This window comes from Corynebacterium sanguinis (assembly GCF_007641235.1).
Lineage (GTDB): Bacteria > Actinomycetota > Actinomycetes > Mycobacteriales > Mycobacteriaceae > Corynebacterium > Corynebacterium sanguinis.
This window is the reverse complement of the sequence record NZ_CP038157.1, coordinates 996403-1022820: the sequence shown is the minus strand read 5'-3', so window position 1 is coordinate 1022820 and position 26418 is coordinate 996403. Positions and strand designations below refer to the sequence as shown.

23 protein-coding genes are annotated in these 26418 nt (G+C 66.1%); 17 read left to right on the top strand and 6 right to left on the bottom strand.

The features are described 5' to 3' along the window. Positions 1–60: 60 nt before the first annotated feature. Together E3227_RS05010 and E3227_RS05005 are read left to right on the top strand one after the other, a co-directional pair. Positions 61–1941, top strand: a complete 1881-nt coding sequence (locus E3227_RS05010) for an MFS transporter (RefSeq protein ID WP_144317751.1) — start codon at positions 61–63, stop codon at positions 1939–1941. A gap of 33 nt (positions 1942–1974) precedes the next feature. Then, on the top strand, positions 1975–2805 hold the full coding sequence (locus E3227_RS05005; RefSeq protein ID WP_144317750.1) for an esterase/lipase family protein: 831 nt from the start codon (positions 1975–1977) through the stop codon (positions 2803–2805). Between the two features lie 9 nt (positions 2806–2814). Here E3227_RS05005 and E3227_RS05000 read toward each other — a convergent pair whose 3' ends face one another. Beyond that, the gene (locus E3227_RS05000; protein WP_144317749.1) at positions 2815–3732 is read right to left on the bottom strand and encodes an SUMF1/EgtB/PvdO family nonheme iron enzyme; all 918 of its coding nucleotides are present in this window, start codon (positions 3730–3732) and stop codon (positions 2815–2817) included. Between the two features lie 32 nt (positions 3733–3764). Here E3227_RS05000 and E3227_RS04995 point away from each other — a divergent pair, with 32 nt between their 5' ends. From E3227_RS04995 to E3227_RS11620, 3 genes are all read left to right on the top strand, one after another. Then, entirely contained in the window at positions 3765–4667 is a 903-nt protein-coding gene (locus tag E3227_RS04995; RefSeq protein WP_144317748.1) for a bile acid:sodium symporter family protein, read from the top strand. An 80-nt stretch (positions 4668–4747) separates the two neighbouring features. Then, the gene (locus E3227_RS04990; RefSeq protein ID WP_211346256.1) at positions 4748–6211 is read left to right on the top strand and encodes a sulfatase-like hydrolase/transferase; all 1464 of its coding nucleotides are present in this window, start codon (positions 4748–4750) and stop codon (positions 6209–6211) included. Next, a complete protein-coding gene (locus E3227_RS11620; RefSeq protein WP_211346255.1) occupies positions 6145–6318 on the top strand; it encodes a hypothetical protein in 174 nt (57 codons plus the stop codon). Before E3227_RS04990 ends, E3227_RS11620 begins: the two co-directional genes overlap by 67 nt. Before the next feature lie 9 nt (positions 6319–6327). Here the strand turns inward: E3227_RS11620 and E3227_RS04985 are convergent, their stop codons facing one another. Together E3227_RS04985 and E3227_RS04980 are read right to left on the bottom strand one after the other, a co-directional pair. Next, positions 6328–7899, bottom strand: a complete 1572-nt coding sequence (locus E3227_RS04985) for a VanW family protein (RefSeq protein WP_220184694.1) — start codon at positions 7897–7899, stop codon at positions 6328–6330. A gap of 138 nt (positions 7900–8037) precedes the next feature. Then, on the bottom strand, positions 8038–9195 hold the full coding sequence (locus tag E3227_RS04980) for a glycoside hydrolase family 3 N-terminal domain-containing protein (protein WP_144317747.1): 1158 nt from the start codon (positions 9193–9195) through the stop codon (positions 8038–8040). Between the two features lie 72 nt (positions 9196–9267). On the opposite strand from E3227_RS04980, the gene E3227_RS04975 reads away from it, so the two are divergent. Continuing rightward, positions 9268–9486 carry a DUF2613 domain-containing protein gene (locus tag E3227_RS04975; protein ID WP_220184692.1) on the top strand — a complete coding sequence of 73 codons (219 nt, stop codon included), beginning with the start codon at positions 9268–9270 and terminating at the stop codon, positions 9484–9486. A 9-nt stretch (positions 9487–9495) separates the two neighbouring features. Then, positions 9496–12411, top strand: coding sequence for an alpha-(1->3)-arabinofuranosyltransferase domain-containing protein (locus E3227_RS04970; protein WP_144317746.1), 2916 nt, complete (start codon positions 9496–9498; stop codon positions 12409–12411). A 33-nt stretch (positions 12412–12444) separates the two neighbouring features. Here the strand turns inward: E3227_RS04970 and E3227_RS04965 are convergent, their stop codons facing one another. Further along, the gene (locus E3227_RS04965) at positions 12445–13464 is read right to left on the bottom strand and encodes an acyltransferase family protein (RefSeq protein ID WP_144317745.1); all 1020 of its coding nucleotides are present in this window, start codon (positions 13462–13464) and stop codon (positions 12445–12447) included. Positions 13465–13497: 33 nt separating this feature from the next. On the opposite strand from E3227_RS04965, the gene E3227_RS04960 reads away from it, so the two are divergent. From E3227_RS04960 to E3227_RS04940, 6 genes are all read left to right on the top strand, one after another. Next, the gene (locus E3227_RS04960; protein WP_006840457.1) at positions 13498–14208 is read left to right on the top strand and encodes a DUF3068 domain-containing protein; all 711 of its coding nucleotides are present in this window, start codon (positions 13498–13500) and stop codon (positions 14206–14208) included. Between the two features lie 120 nt (positions 14209–14328). Next, a complete protein-coding gene (locus E3227_RS04955) occupies positions 14329–15336 on the top strand; it encodes a type IV toxin-antitoxin system AbiEi family antitoxin (RefSeq protein ID WP_169304967.1) in 1008 nt (335 codons plus the stop codon). Further along, a complete protein-coding gene (locus E3227_RS04950; RefSeq protein ID WP_006840455.1) occupies positions 15326–16114 on the top strand; it encodes a hypothetical protein in 789 nt (262 codons plus the stop codon). The genes E3227_RS04955 and E3227_RS04950 overlap by 11 nt, the downstream gene beginning before the upstream one ends. Positions 16115–16248: 134 nt before the next feature. Continuing rightward, positions 16249–17652, top strand: a complete 1404-nt coding sequence (locus E3227_RS04945; RefSeq protein WP_211346254.1) for an MmpA family trehalose lipid delivery protein — start codon at positions 16249–16251, stop codon at positions 17650–17652. A 236-nt stretch (positions 17653–17888) separates the two neighbouring features. Continuing rightward, positions 17889–18059, top strand: a complete 171-nt coding sequence (locus E3227_RS11445; RefSeq protein ID WP_153257535.1) for a hypothetical protein — start codon at positions 17889–17891, stop codon at positions 18057–18059. A gap of 39 nt (positions 18060–18098) precedes the next feature. Beyond that, positions 18099–18350: a three-helix bundle dimerization domain-containing protein gene (locus tag E3227_RS04940; RefSeq protein ID WP_144317744.1), complete on the top strand. Its 252-nt coding sequence runs from the start codon at positions 18099–18101 to the stop codon at positions 18348–18350. Between the two features lie 97 nt (positions 18351–18447). On the opposite strand, the gene E3227_RS04935 is transcribed toward E3227_RS04940, so the two are convergent. Then, positions 18448–19524, bottom strand: coding sequence for a glycosyltransferase family 4 protein (locus E3227_RS04935; RefSeq protein WP_144317743.1), 1077 nt, complete (start codon positions 19522–19524; stop codon positions 18448–18450). A gap of 4 nt (positions 19525–19528) precedes the next feature. On the opposite strand from E3227_RS04935, the gene E3227_RS04930 reads away from it, so the two are divergent. Then, positions 19529–20293, top strand: a complete 765-nt coding sequence (locus tag E3227_RS04930; RefSeq protein WP_144317742.1) for a class I SAM-dependent methyltransferase — start codon at positions 19529–19531, stop codon at positions 20291–20293. 1 nt (position 20294) lies between these two features. Here E3227_RS04930 and E3227_RS04925 read toward each other — a convergent pair whose 3' ends face one another. Beyond that, on the bottom strand, positions 20295–22118 hold the full coding sequence (locus E3227_RS04925) for a phosphoenolpyruvate carboxykinase (GTP) (RefSeq protein WP_144317741.1): 1824 nt from the start codon (positions 22116–22118) through the stop codon (positions 20295–20297). A gap of 440 nt (positions 22119–22558) precedes the next feature. On the opposite strand from E3227_RS04925, the gene trmB reads away from it, so the two are divergent. From trmB to E3227_RS04910, 3 genes are read left to right on the top strand one after another with little or no spacing between them, the layout of a single operon-like run. Next, positions 22559–23329 carry a tRNA (guanosine(46)-N7)-methyltransferase TrmB gene (gene trmB / locus E3227_RS04920; RefSeq protein ID WP_144317740.1) on the top strand — a complete coding sequence of 257 codons (771 nt, stop codon included), beginning with the start codon at positions 22559–22561 and terminating at the stop codon, positions 23327–23329. Between the two features lie 20 nt (positions 23330–23349). After that, complete coding sequence (locus E3227_RS04915) at positions 23350–24066, top strand: NYN domain-containing protein (protein WP_144317739.1); 717 nt, start codon at positions 23350–23352, stop codon at positions 24064–24066. 12 nt (positions 24067–24078) lie between these two features. Further along, a complete protein-coding gene (locus tag E3227_RS04910) occupies positions 24079–26418 on the top strand; it encodes an MMPL family transporter (protein WP_144317738.1) in 2340 nt (779 codons plus the stop codon).

Sequence of the window (26418 nt, the reverse complement as noted above, 5' to 3'; positions counted from 1 at the left end):
CTGATGACGCCACCGAAGCCACTGGTCAGTAACTCGTCTTCTCACGTCACAAGAGGTTCCATGTCTGCTTCGGTTCCCCACCGCCACACCGGCGGTTCGCGCTTCATCATGGTGGCGGCCGCGCTCGCCGCGTTCATCGCCACTTTCAACGAAACATTCCTCAACGTCGGGTTCACCCCGATCATGACTGATCTCGGCGTCACCGTGCCCACCGTGCAGTGGCTCGCCACCGCCTGCATGCTCGGCGCCGCCGTGATGACGCCCACCGCCGGGTTCTTTATCACCCGCTTCGGCACCAAACCACTCTTCCTCGCCACCACATCCACACTGGTGATCGGCGGTATCGTCACCGCGCTGGCACCGAACTTCCCCTTCTTGCTCGCCGGGCGCATCATCCAGTCCATCGGCACCGGCTTGTTGGTCCCGATCGGCATGATGATCGCGCTCACGGTCTCCCCGAAGCCGAAGATCGGCAAGTACATGGGAATCATGGGCTCCATGACCACCCTCGGGCCGTCGATAGCTATCTTGGCCTCGGGCTTCATTTTGGAGCTGACCGACAGCAACTGGCGCGCCCTGTGCTGGGCCTTCACCGCGCTATCCGCGCTGGTCTTCGTTGTCGGCGCAGCCACGGTGTACAACATTTCCGAGTCCGAGAAGGCGCGCCTGGATTACCCCTCGCTCGTACTCGTCGCGATCGGCCTGATCGGCCTGCTCTACGGCATTTCCACCATCTTCGGCCCGGCGAAGCTCACCGCGGCCGCCGCATTCTTCGTCGGCGCGGTGGCGCTGGGGCTGTTCGTTAAGCGCCAGGGCACGATTGCCAACCCGCTGATCAACCTCGCCCCGCTGAGGGTCTTCCCGTTTACCGCGGGCGTGGTCATCAACGTCGTCGCGCTGATCATCGTGTTCTCCATGAACATCCTCGTGCCCACGCACCTGCAAAGCGTGCAGGGCACCTCGGGGCTCACCGCCTCGCTCGTGCTTTTCCCCGCGATTTTGTGCGCGGCCGTGTTCGGCCCCATCGCCGGTAACATCTACGACGCGCGCGGCGCGCGCTGGCTGCTGCCCGCCGGCATGACGCTGATGGCCATCTTCGCGCTCGCCACCGCGTACACCATACGTGTCGACGCCCTGTGGATGATCACTCTGGTCTACATCCCCGCGATCGTGGGTTCTGCCCTGACCATCGGCCCAGTGCAGTCCTTCGCGCTGGGCTCGCTGCCCCGCCAGCTCAACCCGGACGGCGTAACGATCTTCTCGACCAGCTTCCAGATCGCCGGCTTCCTCGGTACCGGGCTGTCCACCGGAATCTACGGCGCGGTTCTTGCCCGCGGTGAGGGCACTGACACCGCCAACACCGGGTTCTTTCTCGTCGGCGCGGTTCTGTTCGCCCTGGCCCTTGCCGCAGCCGTGCTCGGCTACACCGGCACGCGCGCCACCGCGGACGCCCCGCGCACGGAAGCAACGCCGGTCGCTCCGGACTCCCTGGTCAGCCGCCTAATGAAGACTGACGTCTACCACCTCGCACCCGACGCCACGATCCGCGAGGCCCTGCACCTGTTCGTGTCCAACCGCATCTCCGGCGCCCCGCTGATCACGAACGGGACGCTGCGAGGCTTCGTCTCCGACGGTGACGTGCTCAACGCCATTAGCGATTCGGTGCCCGCCTTCACCACCCCGTACGCACTGTTGAAGAACGAGGACTCCCCCGAGTTCTCCACGGATGTTTCCACCGTGCTGGACCGGAGGGTTGCGAGCATTGCCACGGAACCGGTCATCACCGTCAACGTCAACGACGATCTCGGCCACATCTCCGCAGCGCTCGCGGACCGGCATCTGAAGAAGGCCCCCGTGGTCGACGACGCAGGCCATGTCGTCGGCGTGATCAACCGCTCCGACATCAACCGCTTCCTGGTGAGCACCTACATCGACGCCTAGCTCATCGCGCCCCCGCGGCACTAGGCTTTAGGTATGAAGCTCACCCACCTCGCGCTCCTCGGAATGTACGCCGCTGGCGTCTACATCGGCGCCACGCGGCGACCCGAGCTACCGTTTAATGACTCGGACTTCTCACCTTCCCACCCGACCCCGGTGCTGTATGTCCACGGGTTCACCAGCGCCACGAACACGTTCACCGTCAACGCCCTGTACCTGCGCGAACACGGTTATTGGACGTGGGGCTTCGACTACGGCACCAACGATCGCGCGAGTCTGGCCGCGATCATCCCCGTGCTGCACGGCTTCGGCGACCTCAACGACCTCGTTCGCGAGCTCGCCGACAACGTGGAAAGGGTCAAAGCCGCGACAGGCTCAGACAAGGTCGACATTGTTGCCCACTCCCAGGGCGGGCTGCTGACCAAGCTCTACATCGCCGGCGGCGGCGCCGAGAACGTCCGCCGCGTCGTGGCCATCGGGGCGAATTTCCACGGCACCGACATCGGCGGGTTGGCCGAGCGCGTCATCCCGTTTATCCAGCGCCGCCCCGGCATCGCCGAGGCCGTCGCCAGCACGAGCGCGCTGCAGCAGCTGGCGGGCTCGCCGTTTTTCGAGGAGATCGGGGACCTGCCCGATTCCGACCCGCGGGTGGTCTACACCTCGATCTACACCCCGGCCGACCGCACGGTCACCCCAAACGAGGCGTCCATCCTCGACAGCGTCGACGGGGCGGACGTGATCAACATCGACCTGGAAAAGGCCTACCCGGGCTTCGCCCCGGTGATCCACTCGCTGCTTCCGCGCGACCCGAACGTCGCCGAGCTGACGCGGTGGGGACTCGAGCGCGAGGCCCACACCCCGCAGTAACACCGGCACTTACGCCGCGCAGCGGAACCCGATATGCGTGGTCGCAGAGTCCCCCGACTGGCCTTGGCGCGCGGGCGGGCGGTAGCGGTGGCAGTACTCGGGCGCACACAGGTGCGAGCCGCCCTTGACCACCCGGCGCGGGTAGGTCTCGCCCGGAGCCGTCGCCACGCGGCGCGCCTCATCCAGGGCTGACGACGGCGCACAGCACGAGCCGGCTCGCTCGACGACACCGCGCGCCGCACCGGACGCGTAGTAGGTCGAGCTCCACTGCCACACGTTGCCAATCAGGTCAGAAAAACCCCACGGGTTACGGCCGAACTGGCCCATCGGCGACGTCGTACCCCATCCCTGGTTGTCGTAGGGGAAGCGACCCTGCCAGGTGTTGGCGCGGACGATCCCGTCCGGCGCGTACTCCTCACCCCAGGCGTAGGTGGTTGCCGCGCGCCCGGCGCGGGCAGCGCACTCGAGTTCCAGCTCGGTCGGCAGCCGGCGCCCCGCCCACCGCGCGTACGCCACGGCATCCGGGTAGGCCACCTGGACCACCGGGTGATCCGGAATGTCCTCGTGGCTCACGCCGGACGGCCCGTACGGCGCGCGCCACGACGCCCCAGGCTCGAAGCGCCACCACTGCCGCCAGTCGCGCAGGTCCACCGGGCCCGTGGTGGGCTGAAACACCAGCGCGCCCGCGACCAGCAGCTCCAGGTCGACGCCGGGGAATTCCTCCGCGGATGGCACCCGCTCGGCCACGGTGACGTAGCCCGTCTCTTGGACGAACCGTGCGAATCGGGCATTGGTGACGGGGTCGGCCTCCAGCGCAAACGCGTCGACGCGGACTGTTCGCTGCGGGGACTCCTCAGGGTAGAAATCGTTAGACCCGGCCGTAAAGGTGGTCGGCGCGACGTCGATTAGCTTTGTCAGCCTGGCCATGTCAGCGACCCTACCAGTGGCGAGGTCAGCCCATGTTTGAGTTCTTCCAATCCTTAGCGAGTACGCTCACCACGCTCTTCGTACTCACCAGCATGTTCAACGTGGGCCTTACCCAGCACCCGGCGCGCATTGCCAAGCACCTGCGCGACTGGCAGTTTCTCACCCGCATGGTTGTGGCTAACTTCCTAGTCGTGCCCGGTGTGATGCTGTTGTTCATCATCATCACCGGCATCGGCGCGCCGTACTCGACGGCGCTGATCCTGTTCGCCTGCGCCGCCGGGGCCCCGCTGCTGATCAAGCTAACGCAGGAAAGCGATAACGACATCGCTGCCGGCGCGACCATACAGATGGTACTCATGGTCTCCACCGTCGGCTTTTTGCCTTTCCTGTTGCCCCGCCTTATCGACGGCATCGAGGTCGACGTGTGGCAGATCGCCCAGCCGCTACTTCTGCAGATGATCCTCCCGCTGGCGCTCGGCATGGTCTGCCACGTTGGCGTCGAAAAGCTCGCGGCGACCGTGCAGCCCTGGGTGGCGAAGATTTCTAACCTGGCGCTCTACGGGCTGCTCATCTTCACCATCATTGGCTACCTGCCCGAGATGGCGGACGTTGACCTGTGGATCGCGATCATCATCGGTGTCGTCGTGCTTCTGATCGCCTTCTACATGGGATACGGTACTGGCCAGGGCAACACGAACCACGCTCAGCTCGGTGCATTGGGCACCGCGCAGCGCAACACTGCCGCAGCAATGATCACGGCGCAGAGTTTCGACGACCCGCTGGTGTTTGTCACCATCGCGCTGCTCAACACGTTGATGATGTTTGTGCTGCTCAAGCTCGCTACTCGCTTGGGCAACGACTCCGCCATTGCGTTCTTAGAACCCCTTGAAGCGGACATGCCCGGCGGCATCACCCGCCCCTATGCCCAAAACTAGCCACGTAAAGGTCGATACTATGGGGTGGCATAACACAATCCAACATTCTCATTCTCTGCATGGACCAGTGAGACATGCGCATGGAACTTCCCGACGACGTCGAGCTTCCCGCACTGCAGTCGCTGATGGACAAAGGCGTCACCCTCGATCAACACTATTGCACGGTTCCGCAGTGCACACCGTCTCGTACCGCGATGTGGACCGGCCAGCACGCGAAAACGCTGGGCACGTGGGACAACACGGACTTCGCCTGGATCAAGCCACTGACACCGGACACCCCCACGCTCGGGCACATGATGCGCGAACAGGGCTATTACACCGCGTTCAAGGGCAAGTGGCACCTCTCGGACACCGGCTTTGGCACCTCGGAGGTGCTCGAGAAGTTCAGCTTCTCCGACTACCAGCTCTGGGGTGACAACTGGGGCCGCCCGCTCGAGGGCCAGGTCAAGGACGGCACGGTTGCGATGGAGACAGTCGATTGGCTGCGATACAAAGCACCGAAGGACCAGCCCTGGCTGCTGATCTCATCCATGGTCAACCCCCACGACATTATGTACTACCTGGCGGATCAGGACGAGCTGGGCCACGAAAATGGCGTGATGCGCCCGAAGCTGCACGGTTTGCCCTCCATGGCGGAGCTCGAGCGCTGGTGGGACCCTGCCCTTCCGGAATCGGTCGACGACGACATGGCGCAGCAACCGCTAGGCCCGCACAACTACAAGGAGTTCGCGCAGCTCAACTACACCGACGTGCCGAAGGGCCGCGCCGATATTTGGAAGCAGCGTCGCAACTACCTGATTAACTGCATGCGACTTGTCGATGCCGAGTTCGGCAAGATCCTCGACGAGCTCACCGCCCAGGGCCTGTGGGACAACACGGTGGTCATCTTCACGTCCGACCACGGCGAGATGAACGGCGCCCACGGCATGACGCAGAAGGGTGGCATCCACTTCGACGAGGCGACCGTGGTGAATATGACAGCCGTGGTCCCCGGCGGGGCGCAGGGCGTCGAGAGCACCGCTGTCGGTTCGCACATCGATCTCGTGCCCACCGCCCTCGCTTTTGCCGGGCTTGACGACGCCACCCGCACTAAACGCTACCCCGCTCTACCGGGCCGCAACCTCTCCGCAGTGCTGACCAACCCAACCTCGACGGTACCGCCGCGCGGCAGCGCCAGCGAGCCCGGTGACGGTGCGCTGTTGATGTGGGAAGGATTGCACCAACTCGACCCGGCGTGGGCTGTGACAGGCGCACTCGGCGAGTTGGTGGACCTGCCGCTGGACACAGAGTTGCGCGAGGAAAAGATGCGCGAAGCGGGTGAGAAGTTCGGCGCGCCCGACTTCACGCGCCGATCCTTCTTCCGCGCGGTCGTCGATGGCGCTACAAACTGGTGCGTTGGTTCTCACCGGAAGAGTACTGCACCCCGTCCACGGTTGAGGAGCTCTACGCCACCTCGGATGTGTCCCTGCACGATCTGGTGGAGGACCCTAATGAGCTGGAAAACCTGGGCAACCCGGAGCACCCTCGCTACGACGAAGAGCTAGTCGCCACGCTGTTGGCCAAGCTCAACGCGCTGATCGAACGTGAGCTTGGCGACGACACGTGCCCGATGGACCTCGACATGTTCGGCACCCGCGACGTGACCTACTAGCGCGGCGCGCTACCCGCAGCGCACGATGGGCTGCGGGTCGTAGACCGTGGTGGAGGTGTTGCGACTGATCTCATTGCCGCTGAGGTCACGCACAATCCGGGTATCGGAGGTGGTAAAGCCCTGCGCCCCGCCCGAGGGAATGCAGTCACCGCTCGTCACCGTCACGGGCTTCGGCGAGGTGTAGGCCCAGCGCCCTCCGTTGATGGACTCCACCTCGACGGTCTTGGTGCCCATCAGGCTCACCGTCACCTCGCCGCCCCCGACGCTCGTGGAAATCTTGACCGGGTGGGGCGAATCGTTGCGGAATTGCAGGTCAATCGCCCCTTCATACACGGTCGCCTCCCTGCCAGCCGGGTAGCGTGAGATGTAGTAGGAGTGCGGGGTGGAGGCGACATCCGTCATGCCGGCAAAGTAAGCCGCGTTGTACAAGGTCGTGGCAAATTGGGAGATTCCGCCACCCACTGCCTTGCCGGGGCGTCCATTTTCGATGATGACCGACTCGACGTAACCCTGCGCGGCACCGCGCGCGCCGGTGTAGCCGTTGAGCGAGAAGGTTTCACCGGGGTTGACAATTGCGCCGTTGACAACGCGGGCCACCGTAGCGATGTTCGTGCCGGATGCGCCCCTGTACCCGCCGGTGGTGAAACTTCCCACCACCTGGTCGAAGGTGGCACGTTGGGCTTCCTCTGTAGTGAAGTCTGCCGGGCGGGCCTTGTATTGCGCGTCCCAGGTGCGCTCGGCGGAACCGATCAACCGCTCGTCGAAACCGTCCATCGCGGCCTCCCAGTCGATAATGGAGCCGTCGACGGACGGTTCCACCCCGCCGCCGGGCAGCACGCGCGCGTTTTTCATCTGCGTCTCGGTCGCAGCGAGCTGCTCGCCCAAGATGCCCTGGGCGCTTTCCACGTTCACCTCGGGGGCGATTTTGCCGTCGACGTTGGGGAACTGGACGACCTCGCCGATGCGCTCTTGGGCAATGACACCGTCGACGCCGTCGCGACCGTGCAGTGTCAACGCTCCGGACAGCGCCGCCTTAACCGGCCCGTCTAAGGCTTCCTTGATCGCCTGGTCGCCGATAGCGGGTTCGATCTCGCGCGGCTCGACCTCCACACCGTCGGGGTTGAGCCAGCCGGTGGTGACACGTTCGAACAGCTCGGTTTTGTCAACCTCCTGGCCCGGCACCGGTTCGGTCACTTTCGCCTCGCCGCCTTCGATGGCGATCGCGCCGTCGGCGGGGTCGAGGTGCAACTCGCCGGCCACTCGCTCAAGCTGCGGGGTGAGAGCGGCCTCGTTCACGGTCGACACAATGTCGACTTCGCGTGTGCGAAACAACCCGGCGAGGCGAGTGAACGGGTTCGCGGACTCTTCGCCCGCGCTTGCTACGGTCGCCTCCCAGTCGATGCCGAGGCCGGATTCGGCGGGCACGAGCTGCGAGCTTTGCGTCGCCGCCTTCACCGTCACCGGGTTACTCGCCGTCTCGCCGAGCTCTGCTTCGAGCTTCGCGGTGGCCTCGTCCTGGCTCATGCCGCCGATCTCGACACCGCCGACGGCGGTGCCACGCGGCACGTTCCCGCGGTTCATTGCGAGGTCGGCGAGGTAGATCGCGAGCAGCACCGCGAGCACACCGAGCAGCACACCGAGGAGAATCTTCCCGGTGCTGACCCCGCGCCCACCACGGGCACCTGTTGCATTTACCGTAGTCACCTCAACAAGATTACCTTAGAGCCCGACATCGATTAACTGCTGCTGCGTGCGCACCGCGGCGGCGTCGATGCGCTCGGGCGCGATTGTCCCGTCCGCGGCGGCCGAGGTAACCAGGTCGATAATTGCCACGAGGTCCTCCCCCGATGACCACAGTGCCTGATCCGCCCCGGCGGCGATCGCGTCGCGCACCGACTCCGGGGTGGGGCGGTAGTCCGTGATGCCGCGCATCCCCGACAGGTCATCGGTGACGATCACCCCGTCGAAGGGCTCGCCGCCCGGGTAATCGCCCTCGCGCAGGATGCGGTAGGCCTCCGGGTTCAAGGAGCTGGGCACGTCGCCGCCGCCAAGGCCCGGCACGATCATGTGGCCCATCATCACCGACGCCGTCGGGCGGGAAGGCAGCACCTCTGCGTAAGGCTGCATGTCCGAGCCCTCCAGCACGTCGAGGGGAGGTGTCGTGGCCAGCGTCAGGTGCGTGTCCCCCGTGGCGCGGCCGTGGCCGGGGAAGTGCTTGAAGGTGGGGGTCACGCCGGCGTCGACAAGCCCTTGCGAGAACAGCCCGCCGACGCGCGCCACGTCGCCCGGCTCCGCGCCGAAGGAGCGGTCGCCGATGATGTTGAGGCCGGTGACGTCGAGGTCAAGCAGCGGGGCGTAGTCGACGTTGACGCCGCGCTCGCGCAGCGAGCGGCCGATGTCGTAGCCGGAGCCCTGGATTACTTCGTCCGGTTGCCCGGCCAGCGCGCGCGGCGGCATCCACTGCCCGAAGACCTGCGTGTGGCGCTGCACTCGCCCGCCCTCGAAATCCACGGCGACGGAGAACGGCCGGTCGTACTCGGCGCGCAGGGCGTTGATGTCGCGGCCCGGCTCGACAAGCAGCGCCGGGTCCGCCCACGAGGGGATGAACAACCCGCCGGCGCCCTGATCGAGGGCGAAACGAGCCTGGTCGTAATTGGCTACACCGACGACCATCAACGAGGCGACCTTCGCGCGCAGGTCGTCCGGGACGCGCTGCGCGGCGCTCGGCGGGGGCGGCGGGGCCGTGCTGGTTACAGTCTGCGTGGAGGTCACCGTCAGCGTCGTCTCCACCACGTGCGGCGCCGGCGCACACGCCAACACCGTGCTGACCAGGGCCGAAGACGTCACCGTGGCCACAGCGATGCGCACTCGGCCCATCCGCGGCCTCCTTTCCTCCCGTGACGCGCACTTACTCTACCTGCCACGGCAAGGCTGCTACGATTGGTCACCATGTCTAGCGCAGTTGCCATTGACGCCACAGGGGCCGCCTCCGCTCCGCGCCGCGCCGCCACCAGTGTGCTTGCCAGCGCCGTGGTGGGTATCGTGCTCGGCGCCATCGGTGTGATCGGCATCGCCGCGTTCTCGGGGCAGTCCACGGTCCCGGCGGGCAACGCGGTCACCGCCGACCAAGCCGTGCTGGGTGGCCCGGAGTACGGCTCCCGCCAGTAGGCGCTCCGCGTGCGCGCCCACCTGCAACACCCGCTCGCCGCCCACCTGCTCGGCTGGTTGGCGCTGGCACTCGTTTCCTTCGCCCAGCCGCCGGGCCAAGTCGCGGCGGACACCAAGTTCAACCTCACCCACAACCCCGGCGCGTTCCTCGCCTCGGCGACGCGCGCGTGGACGGATCACTTCACGCTCGGCCAGATTCAGAACCAGGCCTACGGCTACCTCTTTCCGCAGGGACCGTTCTTCCTGCTGCCACTGCCTGATTGGGTGCTGCAGAGACTGTGGTGGGTGCTTGTGCTGTGCATCGCGTACTCCGGCACGCTCGCCGTGGCGCGGCGCATGGGTGTGCCGGGGGTGATACCCGCGCTGCTCTACGCGCTGAGCCCGCGCATCGTGACGACGCTGACGGCGATTTCCTCCGAGGCGTGGCCGGTGGCGTTGGTGCCGTGGACCATTTTGCCGCTGCTCAACCGGCGCCCGCAGGTCGCGCCGGCTCTCGTGGCGGTGGCCCTGATGGGCGCGGTCAACGCCACGGCCACCATCGCGGCGTGCCTGCCGGCGTTCGTGCTGCTTGTGTGGCGCCGCGAGTTCTCGCGCGCGGCGCTCTACGTCGCGGGCTGCGTCCTTGTCAGCGCCTGGTGGCTCGGGCCGCTGCTGGTGCTGGGGCGCTACTCCCCGCCGTTTACCGAGTTCATCGAGTCGGCGTTTGTCACCTCTTACTGGCTCAACCTGGCCGAGGTGCTGCGCGGCACGACGAGCTGGGCGCCGTTTGTGGATACCGAGCGCACTGCCGGGTTCCTGCTGGTCTCGGAGCCGGTCTTTATCCTGGCGACCATGGCCGTCGCCGCGCTCGGGCTGGCCGGGCTCGCGCGCGCGGACATGCCCTGGCGCGGCTTTCTCGTGGTTGTGTTCTCGCTTGGGGTGGCCATCTTGGCCACCGCGCACTTTCTGCCTTCGCTTTACGACGGCCCCCTGGCCCCGTTTCGCAACCTGCACAAGTTTGATCCGCTGGTGCGCCTGCCGCTAGTGCTGGGCGTGGGCTGGGTTGTTTCGAAGGTGCGCGCCCCCGGTGTGGTGGCGGTGTCTCTGGTGGTTGCCGCCGCCGTGGCCCCGGCGTGGTCGCTGCGGCTGTTGCCGACCGGCACGTGGTCTAAGGTGTCCCCGGACTGGGTTGCCGCGGGGCACTGGCTTGACCAGCACGTCGGCGCAACCCGCACCGTGGTCATCCCGCCGGCGTCGTTCGCGCGGCAGACGTGGGGGTGGACACGCGACGAGCCGATCCAGGCCGTGGCACACGTTCCCTTTGCCGTGCGCGACGCGATCCCCCTGGTGGATCCGGAGGCGATCCGCGGCCTCGACGGCCAGATGGAGGCCCTGGATACCGACGCGCTGCGCTCCATCGGCGTTGGCGCGGTGGTCGTGCGCGGTGATCTCGACTCCGGCGCGCGCGCCGAGTGGCCGGGTGAGCCGGACGCGACGTTCGGCGAGCTGGAGATCCACCTCATCTCCCCCGAGCGCGGCATGATGGCGACCTCGGATGCGCCCGTGCGCGTCGATGGCGGTGGCGAGGTGCTGGCCCTGTTGTGGCAGCGCTACGGCTACTTCCCCGCCCAGCTGGTGGATTCGGAGGCGCAGATTGTCACCGACACCCCGGCCGCCGCGGTGCGCAACTACGGCACCCTCGATTCGGCCGTCTCGGCGCACCTCGCCTCGCCCGAGGAGGGTGCGGACGTGCGCAACCGCCTGCCGGACTACCCCTCCGCCGGCACGCGCGTCGGGGTGGACATGTCGGGCGGCACCGCTTCGGCGTCGAGTTCGGCCGCTGACGCCACCGCTTTCGGCGGGGCGAACCCGTCGCGCTCGCTCACGGCCGCCTTCGACGGCCTGGAGGACACGGCCTGGTGGCCCGCGCCGGGCGATACCGGCTGGATTTCCTCGACCGTTGCCGACGGGAACGTCACGATAACCGCGACCGACTCCACGGTGGTGCGCGTGGTCTCCGACGGTCAGTCTCGGGATCTTTCCCTGGTGGCGGAGCAGCCGCGCACGGTCAGCGTCCCCGGCGACACGGTGCGCATCGAGCTGACGGAACCGGTCGGGATCGCCGAGCTGGACACCGGGGTGCGCCGCATTGTCGACGTCCCCGGCACGGCCGACACCTACTTCTTCCAACGCCTGCTCCCCCACACCGACGTGTTGCAGCGCCGGTTCACCACCGCCGCCGACGCGCGCTGGAAGCTCAGCGCCCCCGCCACCATCAACGGCGAGGCGGTCGAGGGCGAGGTGTTCCTCCCCGCCGGGGCGCACGAGCTAGTCACCGACGCCGAGACCATCACCATCACGCGCGGCGAGGTGCCCACGGCTCGCGCGGAGGCTTTCGGGGGCGTGGTGGGGGCGTCGGCACGCGAGCAGCTCATCCTCACCGCGCGCGGCTTCAACGAGGGGTTGCGCGCGAGCGTCGGCGGAGTCGAGCTGGAGCCGGTGCGTATCGACGCCGGCATGCAGGCGTTTCGCGTGCCAGCGGGCGTGAGCGGAACGTTTGAGATGCGCTTTGCCGGCGACGCTCCGTACCGGTGGAGCCTGCTGCTCGGCGCCGTGGTCTCTCTACTCACCGTGGCGTTGTGCCTGTGGGTGCGGTGGCGCAACATCTCGCGCTTCACTCCGTCTTCCGCGTCGACGCCGATATCCCCGCTGCTCACGGCGCTGGCGGTGGGCCTTGTTCCCGGCGCGGTTGCGGTGGCGCTGGCGTGGGCTGTGCGGCGCTTCACCGCCATCCCGGCGTGGGGCTTAAGCGCCGGCGCCGCCGGTTTCATGGGGCTGTGGCTGGCGCGCGCCCCGTGGCCGGGGGAGAACTACGCGGGTTCTTCCGTGCTGGTGCTCTTCGCCGGGTGCGTGGCCGTGGCGGCGCTGGCGTTTCCCGACGACTAGCGCTGCCCTCCCCTTCCCCCTAAACCCGGACGCCTAAGAGTGCGCCGGTTCCACCGAAACTCGGACCAGGTTAGGGGTGTCCGAGTTTCGGTGGAACCGGGAGGTGACCCAGCGCGCACCCGGCACCTCCACGAGCTCGTAAGAGACGTAGGACACGGCCACGCTAAACGCCACCGTAAGTACCAGCACCGCGGCGAAATGCCCGCCAAAGACGGGCACCCCGAGCAGCGGGAAGGCAAACGACAGCACCCAGACGTGCCACAGGAAGATCGAGTACGACCACCTCCCGAGACGTCGCATCGCGCTCGAAGCCAGTACGCCATCCTCGCGCGGCGAGAGGGCAAACGGCGCAACCACCAGCGCCGCGAACAGGGCGCCCAGGATCACGCGCGCGTTGAACTCCGCCGGCGAGGGGTGCTCCAACCCCGCCGGCCCCACGACACCCGCGAACCACGCAACGGGTAGCGCCACAAGTGCGAATGGCAGGCGGGGGCCGCGGTAGCTCACCCCGATCCGCTCCAGCTCCGCCAGGATGAGACCGACGGCGAACCACAGCACGTACGACGGCGGCCAGATCTGCATGTTCACTGCCGTAACACCCGCAATAGCCCACGGCCACGCCAGTGACAGGGGGATCGTCACGGCGAGGGTGAGCGTGCGGTGGGGCGTCGATAAGCGCAGGTACAGGGGCAAAACCAGGTAGAAGGCCACTTCCACGCAGAGCGACCAGATCTGCGTCAACCCGGCGACGAGGCCGTCGGGAAGGTAGATCTGCACCATGAAGACCTGCGCCAGAACCTGCGGCGGCGAGATGTGCGCCAGCTCCGGCAGCGTCGCCAGAACCACTGCGACGCAGACGAGATAGGCAGGCGCGAGCCGCGCTAGGCGACGACGGTAGTACCCCGAGCGCTGTCCCCCGCGCGTCAGCAGGAACGCCGACAAAGCGTAAAACACCGCGACGAAGTAATCGAAGCGCTCCAGCACCGGGTGGTACGTCGCGGTCTGGAAGGCGACGTGCGTGACGACGATGCCGAGGGCGGCGACAGCGCGCAAGCCCTCGAGCTCGGGAAGTAGAGTGTTAGCGATATGAACAGTGTAGGAGTCAGGCGGACGTTAGCGAAGTGCCTCGTGGTGCTCGTCGCCGGCTTCGTCCTGAACTTGATCTCGCCGGTGGTGATCGCGCAGCAGCGCACGATCCACCCCGGGGAGACCTCCGTGGTCACTTTCGATGGACCGGCGGAGCTGACGAAAAGGTTCTCGACGTCCGAGGGCCCCGAGTCCGGCCAGGTTGTCATCAACGCCATGACCGTGCTCGGCGGGAACGAGTTGGCTGACTCCTACACCGTCCACGCCAGCACCGCCCTGCCCGTCGATGGCCGGGCGGGGCTGACCTACGTGTTTCCCTACCGCCCAGAGCGGATCTCCTACCCCTATTCCGACCCGTTCGCGCCCGGGACGTTCGACACCCCGGCGCGGCTCGACTACCTCGGCCCGGGCAGCGTCGGCGGACTGGACACGTACAAGTACCGCGCCAACATCACCGCGCCGGGCTACGAGGCGCAGCGGATCATCGACCTGCAGGTCAGGACGGGTGAGGTCCTGGACGAGACGTGGACGGTACGCGAGGGCCCCGTTGCGGGGCTGTACCGCATGTCGGAGCAATCCCGCGATGTGGCGTGGCAGCGGGCCGCGGCGGAGGTGCATGTGCTGCGGGGACTGCAGGTACTTGCGTGGGTGACGCGCTTTATTGCGGTAGTCGCGCTCGCGTGGGCGGCGGTGGCCGTTGCGCGCCGGTAGCTGGCTGGGCGCGTGGGCCGCTGTCCTCGTTGTACCCGCACGGTGCCGCCGTTCCAAAAAGTCGAACGTTCACTTTTGTTAAACGTTCGTCAATAGCAAACGACTGCTACCATGAGCACCATGGACCACGTGAACTGGGAGAAGTGGAATGACAACTTCGCCAGCGCTTCCGTGCCACTCCGGATAATCCTCTCCGAGGGCAAGCCGCTGCTGGAAATCAGCGGAGAAGGCGCAACTTTCCACATCCGGTATGAAGAAAACCCCGACCAGCAACCCTCTTCCCAAACCAGGGTAGCCTCCCACGAAATTCTCCTCGCACCTGCAATTACGCCCCGGGTTGCGGAGCGATTTCGCGAACTCGACCAGGCTTTCGCCGATGGCCGCGGAAATTGCTACATCAACCGGCCAAACCTCTATATCGATGTCAGGGGAAGAACGACCGCCGGCAACAGCCAGGTGAGCTCATCGCGGCGGCGCCGGGGAACGGCCTCCCTCTTCACGCCCCAACGAGCGCAAGTCAGCGCGGCCCTGATTACCACACCAGAACTGCTTCGAGCCCCCATCCGGGAGCTCGCCTCGGCAGCGTGCACGTCCGTCGCAACAGCCCATAAGACTCTTTCCCTATTGGTGGATTCGGGCTACCTCGAAGGCGAACCAGCTTTCTACCGTTTCGCCAACGTGAGGGGCCTCATTGACGCCTGGGTACACTCCTACGCCGGCGGCCTCGGTGCACGCCGGGAGTTGTTTCGAGGGTCGGGAGATACCGAGCTGTTCAAACAAGGTCCGCCGCTTGGGTGGATAAGTGGAGAACCAGCCGTCTCAACTGAAATCCTGGGAGGGCAGAGCGCGCACTTCTACGTCGAGAACCCCGCTGAAATGGCCCGCATTGTTAAAAGCGCCCGGCTGCGCGCTGATCCACAAGGAAATGTGGTGATCAGGAGTTCTTTCTGGAGCCCACGGACTCGTAACACCTCCGCGTTGACGCAGTCCACTTGGTCGTGGCCTGTCGCCCCTGCGATCGTGGTACTGGCAGATCTTCGGTCAGTCGGCGACCCGCGGGTATCGGAAATCGCTGGAGAGCTGGAGACGAGGATCGCCGGGGACCTCGGAGGGTCAGATGACATCTGACGCTGATGATGTCCGCCGGGTGCTGAAGGGAATCTCCGGTGTGGTCGATGTGGACAATTTCATGCTGATCGGGGCGAAATGCCGCGATATCCTCCACGCGGATTTTTCCTGCGAGACCCCGCTGCGGATGACGCGCGATGTCGATCTGGCCATGGCGGCGCAAGGCTTAGAATCCTTCGCCAGGTTGAAGGAGCATTTCTCCACCAAGGACCGACCCTGGCAGGAGATTTGCGTCGACGGCATGCGTTCAGATGTCGTTCCCTTCGGTGCTGTGGAGAATCCTCCTGGTGAAGTTTCACCAGTCGATGGCATACGCTTCAACGTCAGCTGCTTCAAGGAGGTTTTTGATTCCGCTGAGCACAGGGACTTCGGTGATGGACTGTGTATCCGGGTACCGTCCTATCCCGGTTTCGCGGCGCTTAAACTCCACGCCTGGTTCGACCGTGCGCCCGGAGGTGTTTACAAGGACGCATCCGATCTCGCACTGGTGCTAACTTGGTACGAATCCAGGCAAGACCTGTGGGATCTGTTTCCCGATGATGACGAAAACTTCGGGGTTGTCGCCGTTATGACGGCATGGGTATTGGGCAGTGAGATCGCGAAGACTTTGGGGCAAGAGAGAACCGCGGAGCTTCTGCAGCGTTTTGCACAGCACCAGGGGCCGCACCTCGCGGACAAGCTCTTCGAAGGCCGCGGCCCAAGCGCCCCGCTGCAGAGCCGAATTGAGAAGGTCGATGCACTACAAGATGGGTTAAGGCAGGGGTTGGACTGTGAGTGAGCTATACACTCGGTGTGCGGACAGTTCTAAGAACTCTCACCCGCAACGTAGCGCGGTCGCGCTCGCGTGGGCGGCGGTGGCCGTTGCGCGCCGGTAGCTGGCTGGGCGCGTGGGCCGCTGTCCTCGTTGTAGCGGTGACCTGGCCTTTCATGGTGCCCGGCGAGGCGTTCGCGCTGCGCGACATGGTGGTGCTGCCCGAGATGGCGCTCACCCACGCGTCCTTGGGGTTCGGGGACCTACCGGCGCGCAACGTGCCCCAAGACGCGGTGCTGTCGCAGTTGGTCTTTCCCGTCCTTGCGGTGCGCCTGATCGTTGTCGGGGCGGCGTGCGCGGCGGCATGGGCGGGATACCGGCTCGGCACGTCGCCCTTCGCCCGCGCCGCCGCGATGACGGTGGCGGTGTGGAACCCCTTTGTCATCGAGAGGCTTCTACAGGGCCAGTGGTCGCTGGCGGTGGCGGCCTGGCTCATGCCGTTCATCGCGGTCACTGGATCAGTGACAGCAATGTGGGTGGCCTCGCTGACACCGACCGGGGCGCTGGCGGCTGCGAGCCTGTCCACGCGGCCGCGCCACCTCGTCGCCACCGCGTTGTTCTGCGCCCCATGGGTCGTCGCCGGGTGGGCGGCCGCGGGCGCGGGCACGGCGAGCGCGGCGTCGGCAATGGCGTTCGCGCCGCGTGCCGAACAGTGGGTGGGCACCCTGGGCGCGCTGGTTGGCCTCGGCGGCATCTGGAATGCCGCGGCGGTGCCACCCTCGCGTTCGATCGGTTTTGCTTTGTTCGGCGTGCTGCTCGCCGTGGTGCTGGCCTGCGGGTGGCGCGCTGTGCCACGGCGCCTGCTCATCCTCGCCGCGGTCGGGTTCACCGTGGCGGTGGCGTCCTGGCTCGGTGGGATCGCCGCCGTGGTCGAGTGGCTTCCCGGTGCGGGCCTGCTTCGCGACGGCCAGAAGTGGGTGATCCTGGCCGTTCCCGCCTACGTTTCTGCCGCCGGCGGCCTCACCCCGCGGCTCGCTGCGGCCGCGTGCGCGTTCGCGATGCTGCAGGTTCCCGACGCCCCCGCGGCCCTGTCGCCGCTGACTCCCTCCGTGGTCGACGTGCCGCGTATCGACGCCCGGGGCCGCGACATCCTCTTCGTCGACCGGCCGACCCTGCTCACGCGCTCCGACGGAATCCCCGTGGTCGACCCGGCAACCAAGGTGGTCAACGTTGTGGAGTCCGGTGAGTTGCGTATCGGCGGCCACGTGGTCGACGAGGCGTCGACACGCTGGGCGCTCGCCCAATCCAACCCGGACGACACCGCGCTACTCGCCTCCCTCGGCATCGGTCTCGTGGTTCATCCCGACGGCACCGTGGTGGACACCGGTGCGCCGGCGCGCGAGCCGTCGGTGCTGGGGCGAATCCTGTTGTTGGGTTGGTTCGCGGTGCCGCTTGTCGCCTGGTGCGGGTGGGTCCGACGGGCCGGGGTCGAATGTTCGCCGCGAGTGGCGGAGCACCGACCTGTTGTTAACTCAACGTTAACTCTCCCAGCAACACGGAAATAGCTCCCGCCAAGCTGATGTGATATAAATCACAGTTTGACTTTCTCCCAGATTAGAACCTTGTTTACCTGCATCTTTACGCAATTTAGTAGGCTTTCACCCATTACTTGATCGCGCCAATTGAACGGCGCCTTGACCCCGCAGCACCCTACCTCTAAAGTTAACAGCAGTTGAACAACAGGTTACTAAAACCAGTTTCACGAGATTCACTTCCAGACCGGCAGAAAGGACAAGGATCAATGACCGAAGCTCTCATCGACAAGGCCGCATCCGCGCCTCGCACTGCCCGAGCCGTTCACACAGCCCTGGCGAAATGGCCCGAGGATCCGGCCCCGGAACCCGACACACCATTTCTCGAATCCACCACCCCGCTCATTACTGCCATCGCAATGGCAAACATGCGCAGCTAAACATCCATTCACCAAACTTTCGAAACAAGGAGAAAGACCATGACCAACAAGACCACCAAGACCAACGACATCGACTTCAGCATCATCCGCGAGCGCGCACTGCGCAACATCCGCGAGGACCTCATCACTGAATGGTCCAGTGTGTACCCGAGCGAGCTCATCGAAGAGTCCTTCGACGCCGTCAAGGCCCAGCACAAGGACCGGGCAAACATCGAGGACTTCATCCCCGTCCTCGTCGAGGCGGAAATGAAGGAACGTCTCCGCTCCCGGGACCTCGACGTCCCCGCATAACCGCGTAACCTACTGTTCAACGCATTCCAACGCCCGCCCCACCCGCGCAACCGCGCCACCGGGGGCGGGCGTTGGCCTGTGCACACCCCGGGCGCGCCTACCGGGATCCTTCGCTCCCCGCAATGAGCTCAGAGAACCTGCGGCCCGTCTCCTCCCAGGAGAAGCGGCCCGCCCACTGTCTCGCGTTTTCTCCGAGGCGGGCACGCAGGACGGCGTCGTCAAGCAGGCGCTCAATAGCACTGCGGAACTCGTCCTCGGACTCCACCAACAGGCCGGTTGTACCGTGGACAATTGAATCGCCTAAACCCCCGGCCTCGACGTAACCGACGGTGGGCACGCCATGCTGCGCTGCCTCGATGACCGCGATCCCCCAGCCCTCCTTGACGCTCGGCATCAAGTGCAGTGCCGCGCGTGCGAGCACGGCGTGCTTGTACTCGTCGCTGACGTGTCCGTGGAAGATCACGCGCCCCTCGAGCCCCGCAGCGTAGGTGCGCAGCTCGTCCTCCCACCAGCCGGAACCAAGCACGTCGAGCACCACGCCGTCGAGCTCGCGCACGACGTCGATCGCCTGCTCAATGCGCTTGTGCGGCACTAGCCGCGACAGGGTGACCAGGTGCGTTAGCCCGTCATCAGGCAGGTAGGGCACGACCTGCGGCACCGGATCGACCCCGTTGTGCACCACCGCGATGTCGGCGTCGCGCACGCCCAGGGCGATGAGGTCCTCGCGCGAGGCGTCGGACACGGTGACGTACTGCGCGCCGCGGTAAACGCGCGGGGCGACGCGGCGCTCCAGAAACGACCCGAGCCGCCCAATAAAAGGCCCCGCGACTGGCCATTGCCGCAGGTGACTGTGGTGGGTGAGCAGCACCGTCTCCGCCCGCGAGTACAACCGCGCGAAAAACGGGATGCCGTTTTGAGTATCCACAATCACGTCCGGGCGGTGCCGCCACGCCGCCAGCGGCGCGAGCAGGTAAACGCCGTACTTGCCGCCGGAGCGCTCGATGCGCACCCCGTTTTTGACGCTGCGGCGCGGCGCGTCAGTGTACGCGGCCGTGCGCAGCACCACGTCGTGGCCCTGGCGCGCGAGATACTCACCGACGCGCTCGATGTAGGCTTCCGATCCACCCCCCTGAGGGTGGGACATGTCGCGCCAACACAGCAGCAGTATCTTCATACGTGTGTACCGTACCCGCCGCCTCGCCACCTGGAACCGCTCAGTGCGCCTTCTCCGCTCCTTTGTGTACGAGCAGTTCCGGCCAGCCATTTTCTACGGCGGCCTCGCCCGCGACACCGCGCTGCTTATCGACGCCCTCTCCAACGACCTGACCCACTCACCGCTGAAGGCCAAGAACGTCCTCGACGTCGGGGGCGGCCCGGGCTACTTCGCCGCGGAGTTCGCCCGCGTCGGCGCGCACTACGTCGGCCTTGAGCCGGACGTGTCCGAGATGTCGGCGGCGGGCCTCAGCGGCTACGGCGCGGTGCGCGGCGACGGCGCCGCACTGCCCTTTGCCGACGCATCTTTCGACGTGGTGTATTCCTCCAACGTCGCCGAACACATCCCGAACTGGCGCGACATGGCCGATGAGATGATCCGGGTGTGCGCCCCGGGCGGGCTGGTCGTGCTCAGCTACACCGTGTGGCTCGGCCCGTTCGGCGGCCACGAGACCGGCCTGTGGCCGCATTATGTGGGCGGCGAGTACGCGAGGCGTCGTTACGCGCGCAAACATGGCCGCCAGCCGAAGAACGTCTGGGGCATGTCGCTTTTCGACGTCTCCGCAACCGACGGCCTGAGGTGGGCGCGCGAGCAAAACCTTGAGTTCGTGGCGTTCCCACGCTATCACCCGTCGTGGGCGTGGTGGGTGGCGCAGGTGCCGCTGCTGCGCGAGTTCGCGACCTCCAACCTGGTGGTGGCGCTGCGCGTGCCACCCGAAGTCGACCGGTGAACTACTTCGCGGCCTTGACGCGGTCGGAGAGCTTGTCCAGCTGGTCGAAGATTTCGCTCGGGACCCGCTCGCCGAGGCGCTCAAAGTAGCGGCGCGAATCCTCGATGTCGCCGGACCACAGCTTCGGGTCGGCGTGGAGGGCCTCCTCCACATCGGCGAGCGGGGTGTCCAGGCCGGTCAGGTCGAGGTCCTCGGCGCGGGCGGTATGGCCCACGACGGTTTCGTCGGCGCCGACCTTGCCCTCGATGCGGTCGATGATCCACTTCAGCACGCGGGAGTTCTCGCCGAAGCCCGGCCACAGGAAGCGACCGTCGTCGCCGCGGCGGAACCAGTTGACCAGGAAGATCTCCGGCATGCGCTCTCCGCCGCGGTTGCCCATGTCGATCCAGTGCTGGAAGTAGTCGCCCACGGCGTAACCCATGAACGGCAGCATGGCCATCGGGTCGTGGCGCAGGCTACCGACCTTCGCCTCGGAGGAGGCGGCGGTCTGCCCGGAGGAGAGCATCGCACCGATCATGGTGCCGTGCTCCCAGTCGAGCGCCTGGGTCACCAGCGGCACGGTGTCGGGGCGGCGGCCACCGAAGAGAATGGCATCGATCTTCACACCGTTCGGGTCGTTGAACTCCGGCGCGGCGGTCGGGCACTGCTCGATCGGCACGCAGTAGCGCGAGTTCGGGTGGGCGGCGTCCTGGCCGGAATCCGGGGTCCAGTCGGCACCGCGCCAGTCGATCAGGTGCGCGGGCTCTTCACCGTCCATGCCCTCCCACCAAATATCGCCGTCGTCGGTGAGCGCGACGTTGGTGAACAGGGTGTTGCCCGGCTCCATGGTGCGCATCGCGATCGGGTTGGAGGCGTAGTTTGTGCCCGGCGCGACGCCGAAGAATCCGTTCTCCGGGTTCACCGCGTACAGGCCGTCCTCCTTGAGGTGCATCCAGGCGATATCGTCGCCGACGACCTCGGCGCTCCAACCCTCGAGCGTCGGGGTGATCATCGCGAGGTTGGTCTTGCCGCAAGCCGAGGGGAATGCGCCGGTGATGTGGTAGCTCTTGCCCTCCGGCGAGGTCAGCTTGAGGATGAGCATGTGCTCCGCCATCCAGCCTTCCTCCTTGGCCATAACGGAAGCGATGCGCAGCGCGTAGCACTTCTTCGCCAGAATTGCGTTACCGCCGTAGCCGGAGCCGAAGGACCAGATCTCCTTGGTCTCCGGGAACTGGGAAATGTATTTCGTGGAGTTGCAGGGCCACGCCACGTCCCGCTCACCCTCGGCCAGCGGGGCGCCGACGGAGTGGAGGCAGTGCACGAAGTTGTCGCCCTCGATCTTGTCCAGCGCTTCCTGGCCCATGCGGGTCATGATGCGCATGGACATGACAACGTACTCCGAGTCCGTGAGCTGCACGCCCAGCTTCGGGTCGGGGTCGGTGATGGGGCCCATGCAGAACGGCACGACGTACATGGTGCGCCCCTTCATGGAGCCGCGGAAGTGCTCGCGCATCTCGTCTTTGAGGGCCTCGGGCTTCATCCAATTGTTGGTGGGGCCGGCGTCCGCCTCAGCCTCGGTGGCGATAAAGGTGCGCGACTCGACTCGTGCGACGTCGGACGGGTTGGAGCGCGCCAGGTAGGAGTTCGGGCGCTTTTCCTCGTTGAGCTTGATCAAGGTGCCCTTCTCAACCAGGTCGGCAGCAAAGGCGTCCCACTCCTCTTGGGAACCGTCTACGAAGACCACGCGCTCCGGCTGGAATAGATCCACAGCCTCGTTAACCCAAGCGATGAGGTGTTCGTTGTCGGTGGGCGCTTCCTGCGCCATCCCCTTGATTGCGGTGGTCATGTACTCTCCTGTGCCTTCGTTGTCGTCGGGTTGTCGTGGAGTTTGATCAGCGTGATGCACTTGCACTCGCTCTCCCCGGAAACGTTTCCGCGAAGAACTTTCGTGTAGGCTACTAGCCTATCGAAAACCAGCGTCTACGGGCACTAACGCTACAATTCGCGCCGACATTCCACCGCCGCCCAGTGACCCATAACACGCAAAACCCGCGCCGACATGCCCGTTTGCCACCCCCGTTTTAGGGCGCCCAAAACCCCCGCCCACCCCGCAAAACGGCGCACATCCTGCACAAACGCCACGCGCTACCCAGTCAAACATTTCGACACTCGTCGGTTGACCGATTCCCTACCCCGTTCGGGGGTGGAGAGGTGGCGGGGGGACGGGCGTCGATAAGCAGTGGCGAGAAACTTGCATTTGCGCATGTCATGTGCACAATTGACGTGATGAATAATTCTGATTTTTCCCAAACCGAACGCTCAGGCACGGGTGAACTTCCAGCCGGGCGCCCGCCCCAAACCGAGTTCACCACCGGGCTCGATTACCCGCGCCTCGGTTCCGTCACCTTCCGCCGCGGCACGCTCACCGACAACCAGGAAGCCCTCTTCGACGAGCACTGGCCTCGGCTGGGCCGCCTGCTTGACGACGCCCCCCTCAACGTCGACGAATGGTTCGGCCGCGCCGGGCACCCGACGATCGTGGAAATCGGCTCCGGCACCGGCACCTCCACCGCCGCGATGGCGCCGCTTGAGGCGGACACCAACATCGTCGCCGTCGAGCTGTACAAGCCGGGGCTGGCGAAGCTGCTCGGCGCGGTCGTGCGCAATGACATCGACAACGTGCGCATGATCCGCGGCGACGGCGTTGAGGTCCTGGCCCGCATGTTCGAGCCGGAATCGCTCGACGGCGTGCGCATCTTCTTCCCCGACCCGTGGCCGAAGGCGCGCCACCACAAGCGCCGCATCATCCAATCGGGCACACTGAACTTAATCGCGACCCGGCTGAAACCTTCCGGGGTGTTGCACGTGGCCACCGACCACGCCGATTACGCTGAATGGATCGACGAGCTGGTGGACGTCGAGCCAATGCTGGAGTTTAAGGGGTGGCCCTGGCCCGAAGCGCCGCTTCTGACCGACCGCCAAGTGATTACCAAGTTCGAGGGCAAGGGCCTGGACAAGGACCATGTCATCCGCGAGTACCTCTGGGTAAAGAAATAGAACCGGGAAGCAGGACGAGAATGCACGACCTCCACGAGATGACCCACCCGTACACCCCGGGCGCGCAGGCCGGCCCCGACAGCTTCCTGCTGGTCTGGGATGCGCCGAACCTTGACATGGGCCTCGGCGCCATCCTCGGCGGGCGCCCCACCGCCGCCTACCGCCCCCGCTTCGACGCGATCGGCCGCTGGCTCATCTCGCGTGCGGAAGACGCCACAGCCGAAACCGGCGAGCGCGTCGAGCCCGAGGCGACCGTGTTCACCAACATCGCAGCCCAGGGCGCCGACGTCGTGCGGCCCTGGGTCGAGGCGCTGCGCAACGTCGGCTTCGCCGTGTTTGCCAAGCCGAAGAACGGCGACGACTCTGACGTGGACCAAGACATGCTGGCCCACATTGAGCGCCGCCGCGACGAAGGTGTGCTGCGCGGGCTCGTCGTCGCCTCGGCGGATGGCCAGAACTTCATGTCCACCATCGAGGACCTGCTCAGCGAGGGCGTCCCGGTGACCGTCCTCGGCTTCCACGAGCACGCCTCGTGGGCGGTGATCAACGAGGAGATCGACTTCGTCGACCTCGAGGACATCCCGGGAGTCTTCCGCGAGCCGCTGCCGCGCGTCAACCTGGACCAGCTCCCGGAAGAGGGCGCCTGGCTGCAGCCCTTCCGCCCGCTCACGGCGCTGCTGCACAGCTCGCGCGGCGAGCGTACAGAGCGCAGCAACGCGCACTCGGCCCAGGCGTAAGGAGAAGCACGCGTGTTTTACAACTGGGGCGCTTTCGCGTACCGCCACCGCAAGATCATCCCCGTGGTGATCATCGCGATCATCATCGCGATGCAGGTGCTCTTCGGCTCAAAGCTCGCCGACCGCCTCTCGCAGGAGGGCTGGGAGGACCCGGGCGCCGACTCCACCGCCGCCGCTGTGATCGAGCAGGACACCTTCGGCCGCGACAACTCCGGTGACGTCATCCTCCTGGTGACCTCGCCTAACGGGGTCGCCGAAGGTGAGGTGTTCGACGCCGCGAACCGCCAGATCGAGGCGCTGCGGGACCAGTTCCCGGAGGAAATCGAAAGCATAAGCAGCTACTTCGCCACCCCCAACCCGCAGCAGATCACCGAGGACGGCACCAAGGCGTTCGCAGCGATCGGGCTTGCCGGCGACGGGGAGCAAACCCTGCGCGACTTCCGGACCATTCAACCGGCACTTGAAGCCATTGAGCTTCCCGGCGGCGCGGAGATCGAGATCGCCGGCGCCACCGCGGTCGCCGACGCCCTGGACAAGGGCATGGCCGACGACATCGCCCGCGCCGAGAAGATCGGCCTGATCTTCGTCGCGCTGATCCTCCTGTGGGTCTTCGGCAGCGTCGTCGCCGCGGCGATGCCGCTGATCGTGGGCGTGCTCTCCATCGCCGGGTCGCTGTCGCTTCTGGCTATCCTGGCGCAGTTCCAGCAGGTCAACGTGTTCTCCCAGTCGGTGATCACGCTGCTGGGCCTCGGCCTGGCGATCGACTACGGACTGTTTATGGTCTCGCGCTTCCGCGAGGAGCTGGACAAGGGCCTCGACGTCGACGAGGCGGTCGCGGTCACCACAGCCACCGCCGGCAAAACGGTGTTCTTCTCGGCGCTCATGGTCGGCGTTGCGCTTTCGGGCCTGCTTATGTTCCCGCAGGCGTTTTTGAAGTCGGTCGCCTACGGCGCGATCGCCGCGGTGGTGCTCGCCGCGGTCATCTCCGTCACCGTGCTGCCCTCCCTGTTCGGTCTCCTCGGCCGGCGCATCGACCTGTGGTCGGTGCGCAAAACCGCGCGCGTGGGCCGGCGCATCGAAGACACCGTCTGGTACCGCATCCCGCGGTGGTCAATGCGCCACGCTAAGGGCGTTGTCGTGAGCACCACGGCGCTGCTGATCCTGCTCACCGTGCCGGTGGTCGGCATCACCTTCGGCGGCATCAACGAAACCTACCTGCCTCCGAGCCAGGAAACCCGCCAGGCCCAGGACGATTTCAACACCTCCTTCCCCGCCTTCCGCACCGACCCCGTCAAGATCGTGGTCACCGGTGCGGATAACCAGCAACTTGTCGACGTCGTCATGCAGGCGCGCCAGATCACCGGCCTGGCAAAACCGCTTGCTCCCTCGCACCCGACGCAGGACGGGACGACGATCCTGTCGGCGCCGCTTGAGGACCGCAACGGTGGGGCGGACGTCGTCAAGCAAATGCGCGCGATTGAAGCCCCGGAGGGCGTTGAGCTGTACGTCTCGGGCACACCCGCGATGGAGGTCGAGTCCATCGAGGCGCTGCTCGCGCGCCTGCCGTGGATGGCGCTTTATATGGTCGCCGCGACGTTTATCCTCATGGCGCTGCTGTTCGGCTCGATGATCCTGCCGGCGAAGGCCGTGATCATGAACCTGCTCGGCATCGGCGCGACCCTGGGCTTCCTCACCCTCGTCTTCGTCGACGGCGTCGGCGCGGGGCTGCTCGACTTCACCCCGGGGCCGTTGATGAGCCCGGTGCTGGTGCTCATCATTGCCATCCTCTACGGCCTGTCCACCGACTACGAGGTCTTCCTGCTCTCGCGCATGGTCGAGGCCCGCCACAACAACGCCTCGACCGACGGCGCGATCGCCTACGGCACAGCGCGCACCGGCGGGATCATCACCGCCGCGGCTGCCATCATGATCGTCGTCGCCGCCGCATTTGCCATGAGCGAGATCGTGATGATGAAGTACATCGCCTTCGGCATGATCTTCTCCCTCGCGCTCGACGCCACCGTGATCCGCCTGCTCCTCGTGCCCGCCGTGATGCACCTGCTGCGCGAGGACAACTGGTGGGCCCCGCGCTGGGTCAAGCGCGTCTACGCACGGATCGGCGAACACTCCGAGCACGTCCCCGCCGGCGCGAACGCCCTTTCCCCGGCCCTCGCGCCCCTCGCGCTGGAGGCCGCGCACACCGAGCTGCACAATGGTGACATCGCAGTCGCCGACACCGTGGTGGACAACCAACCCGCGCGCGGCGGCAGGTCCGTTGCAGACGACCGCGAGCTCATCCCCTTCCAGGAGCTGATGAGGCGGCTTAACGACGAACACGGCGACGGTCGCTAA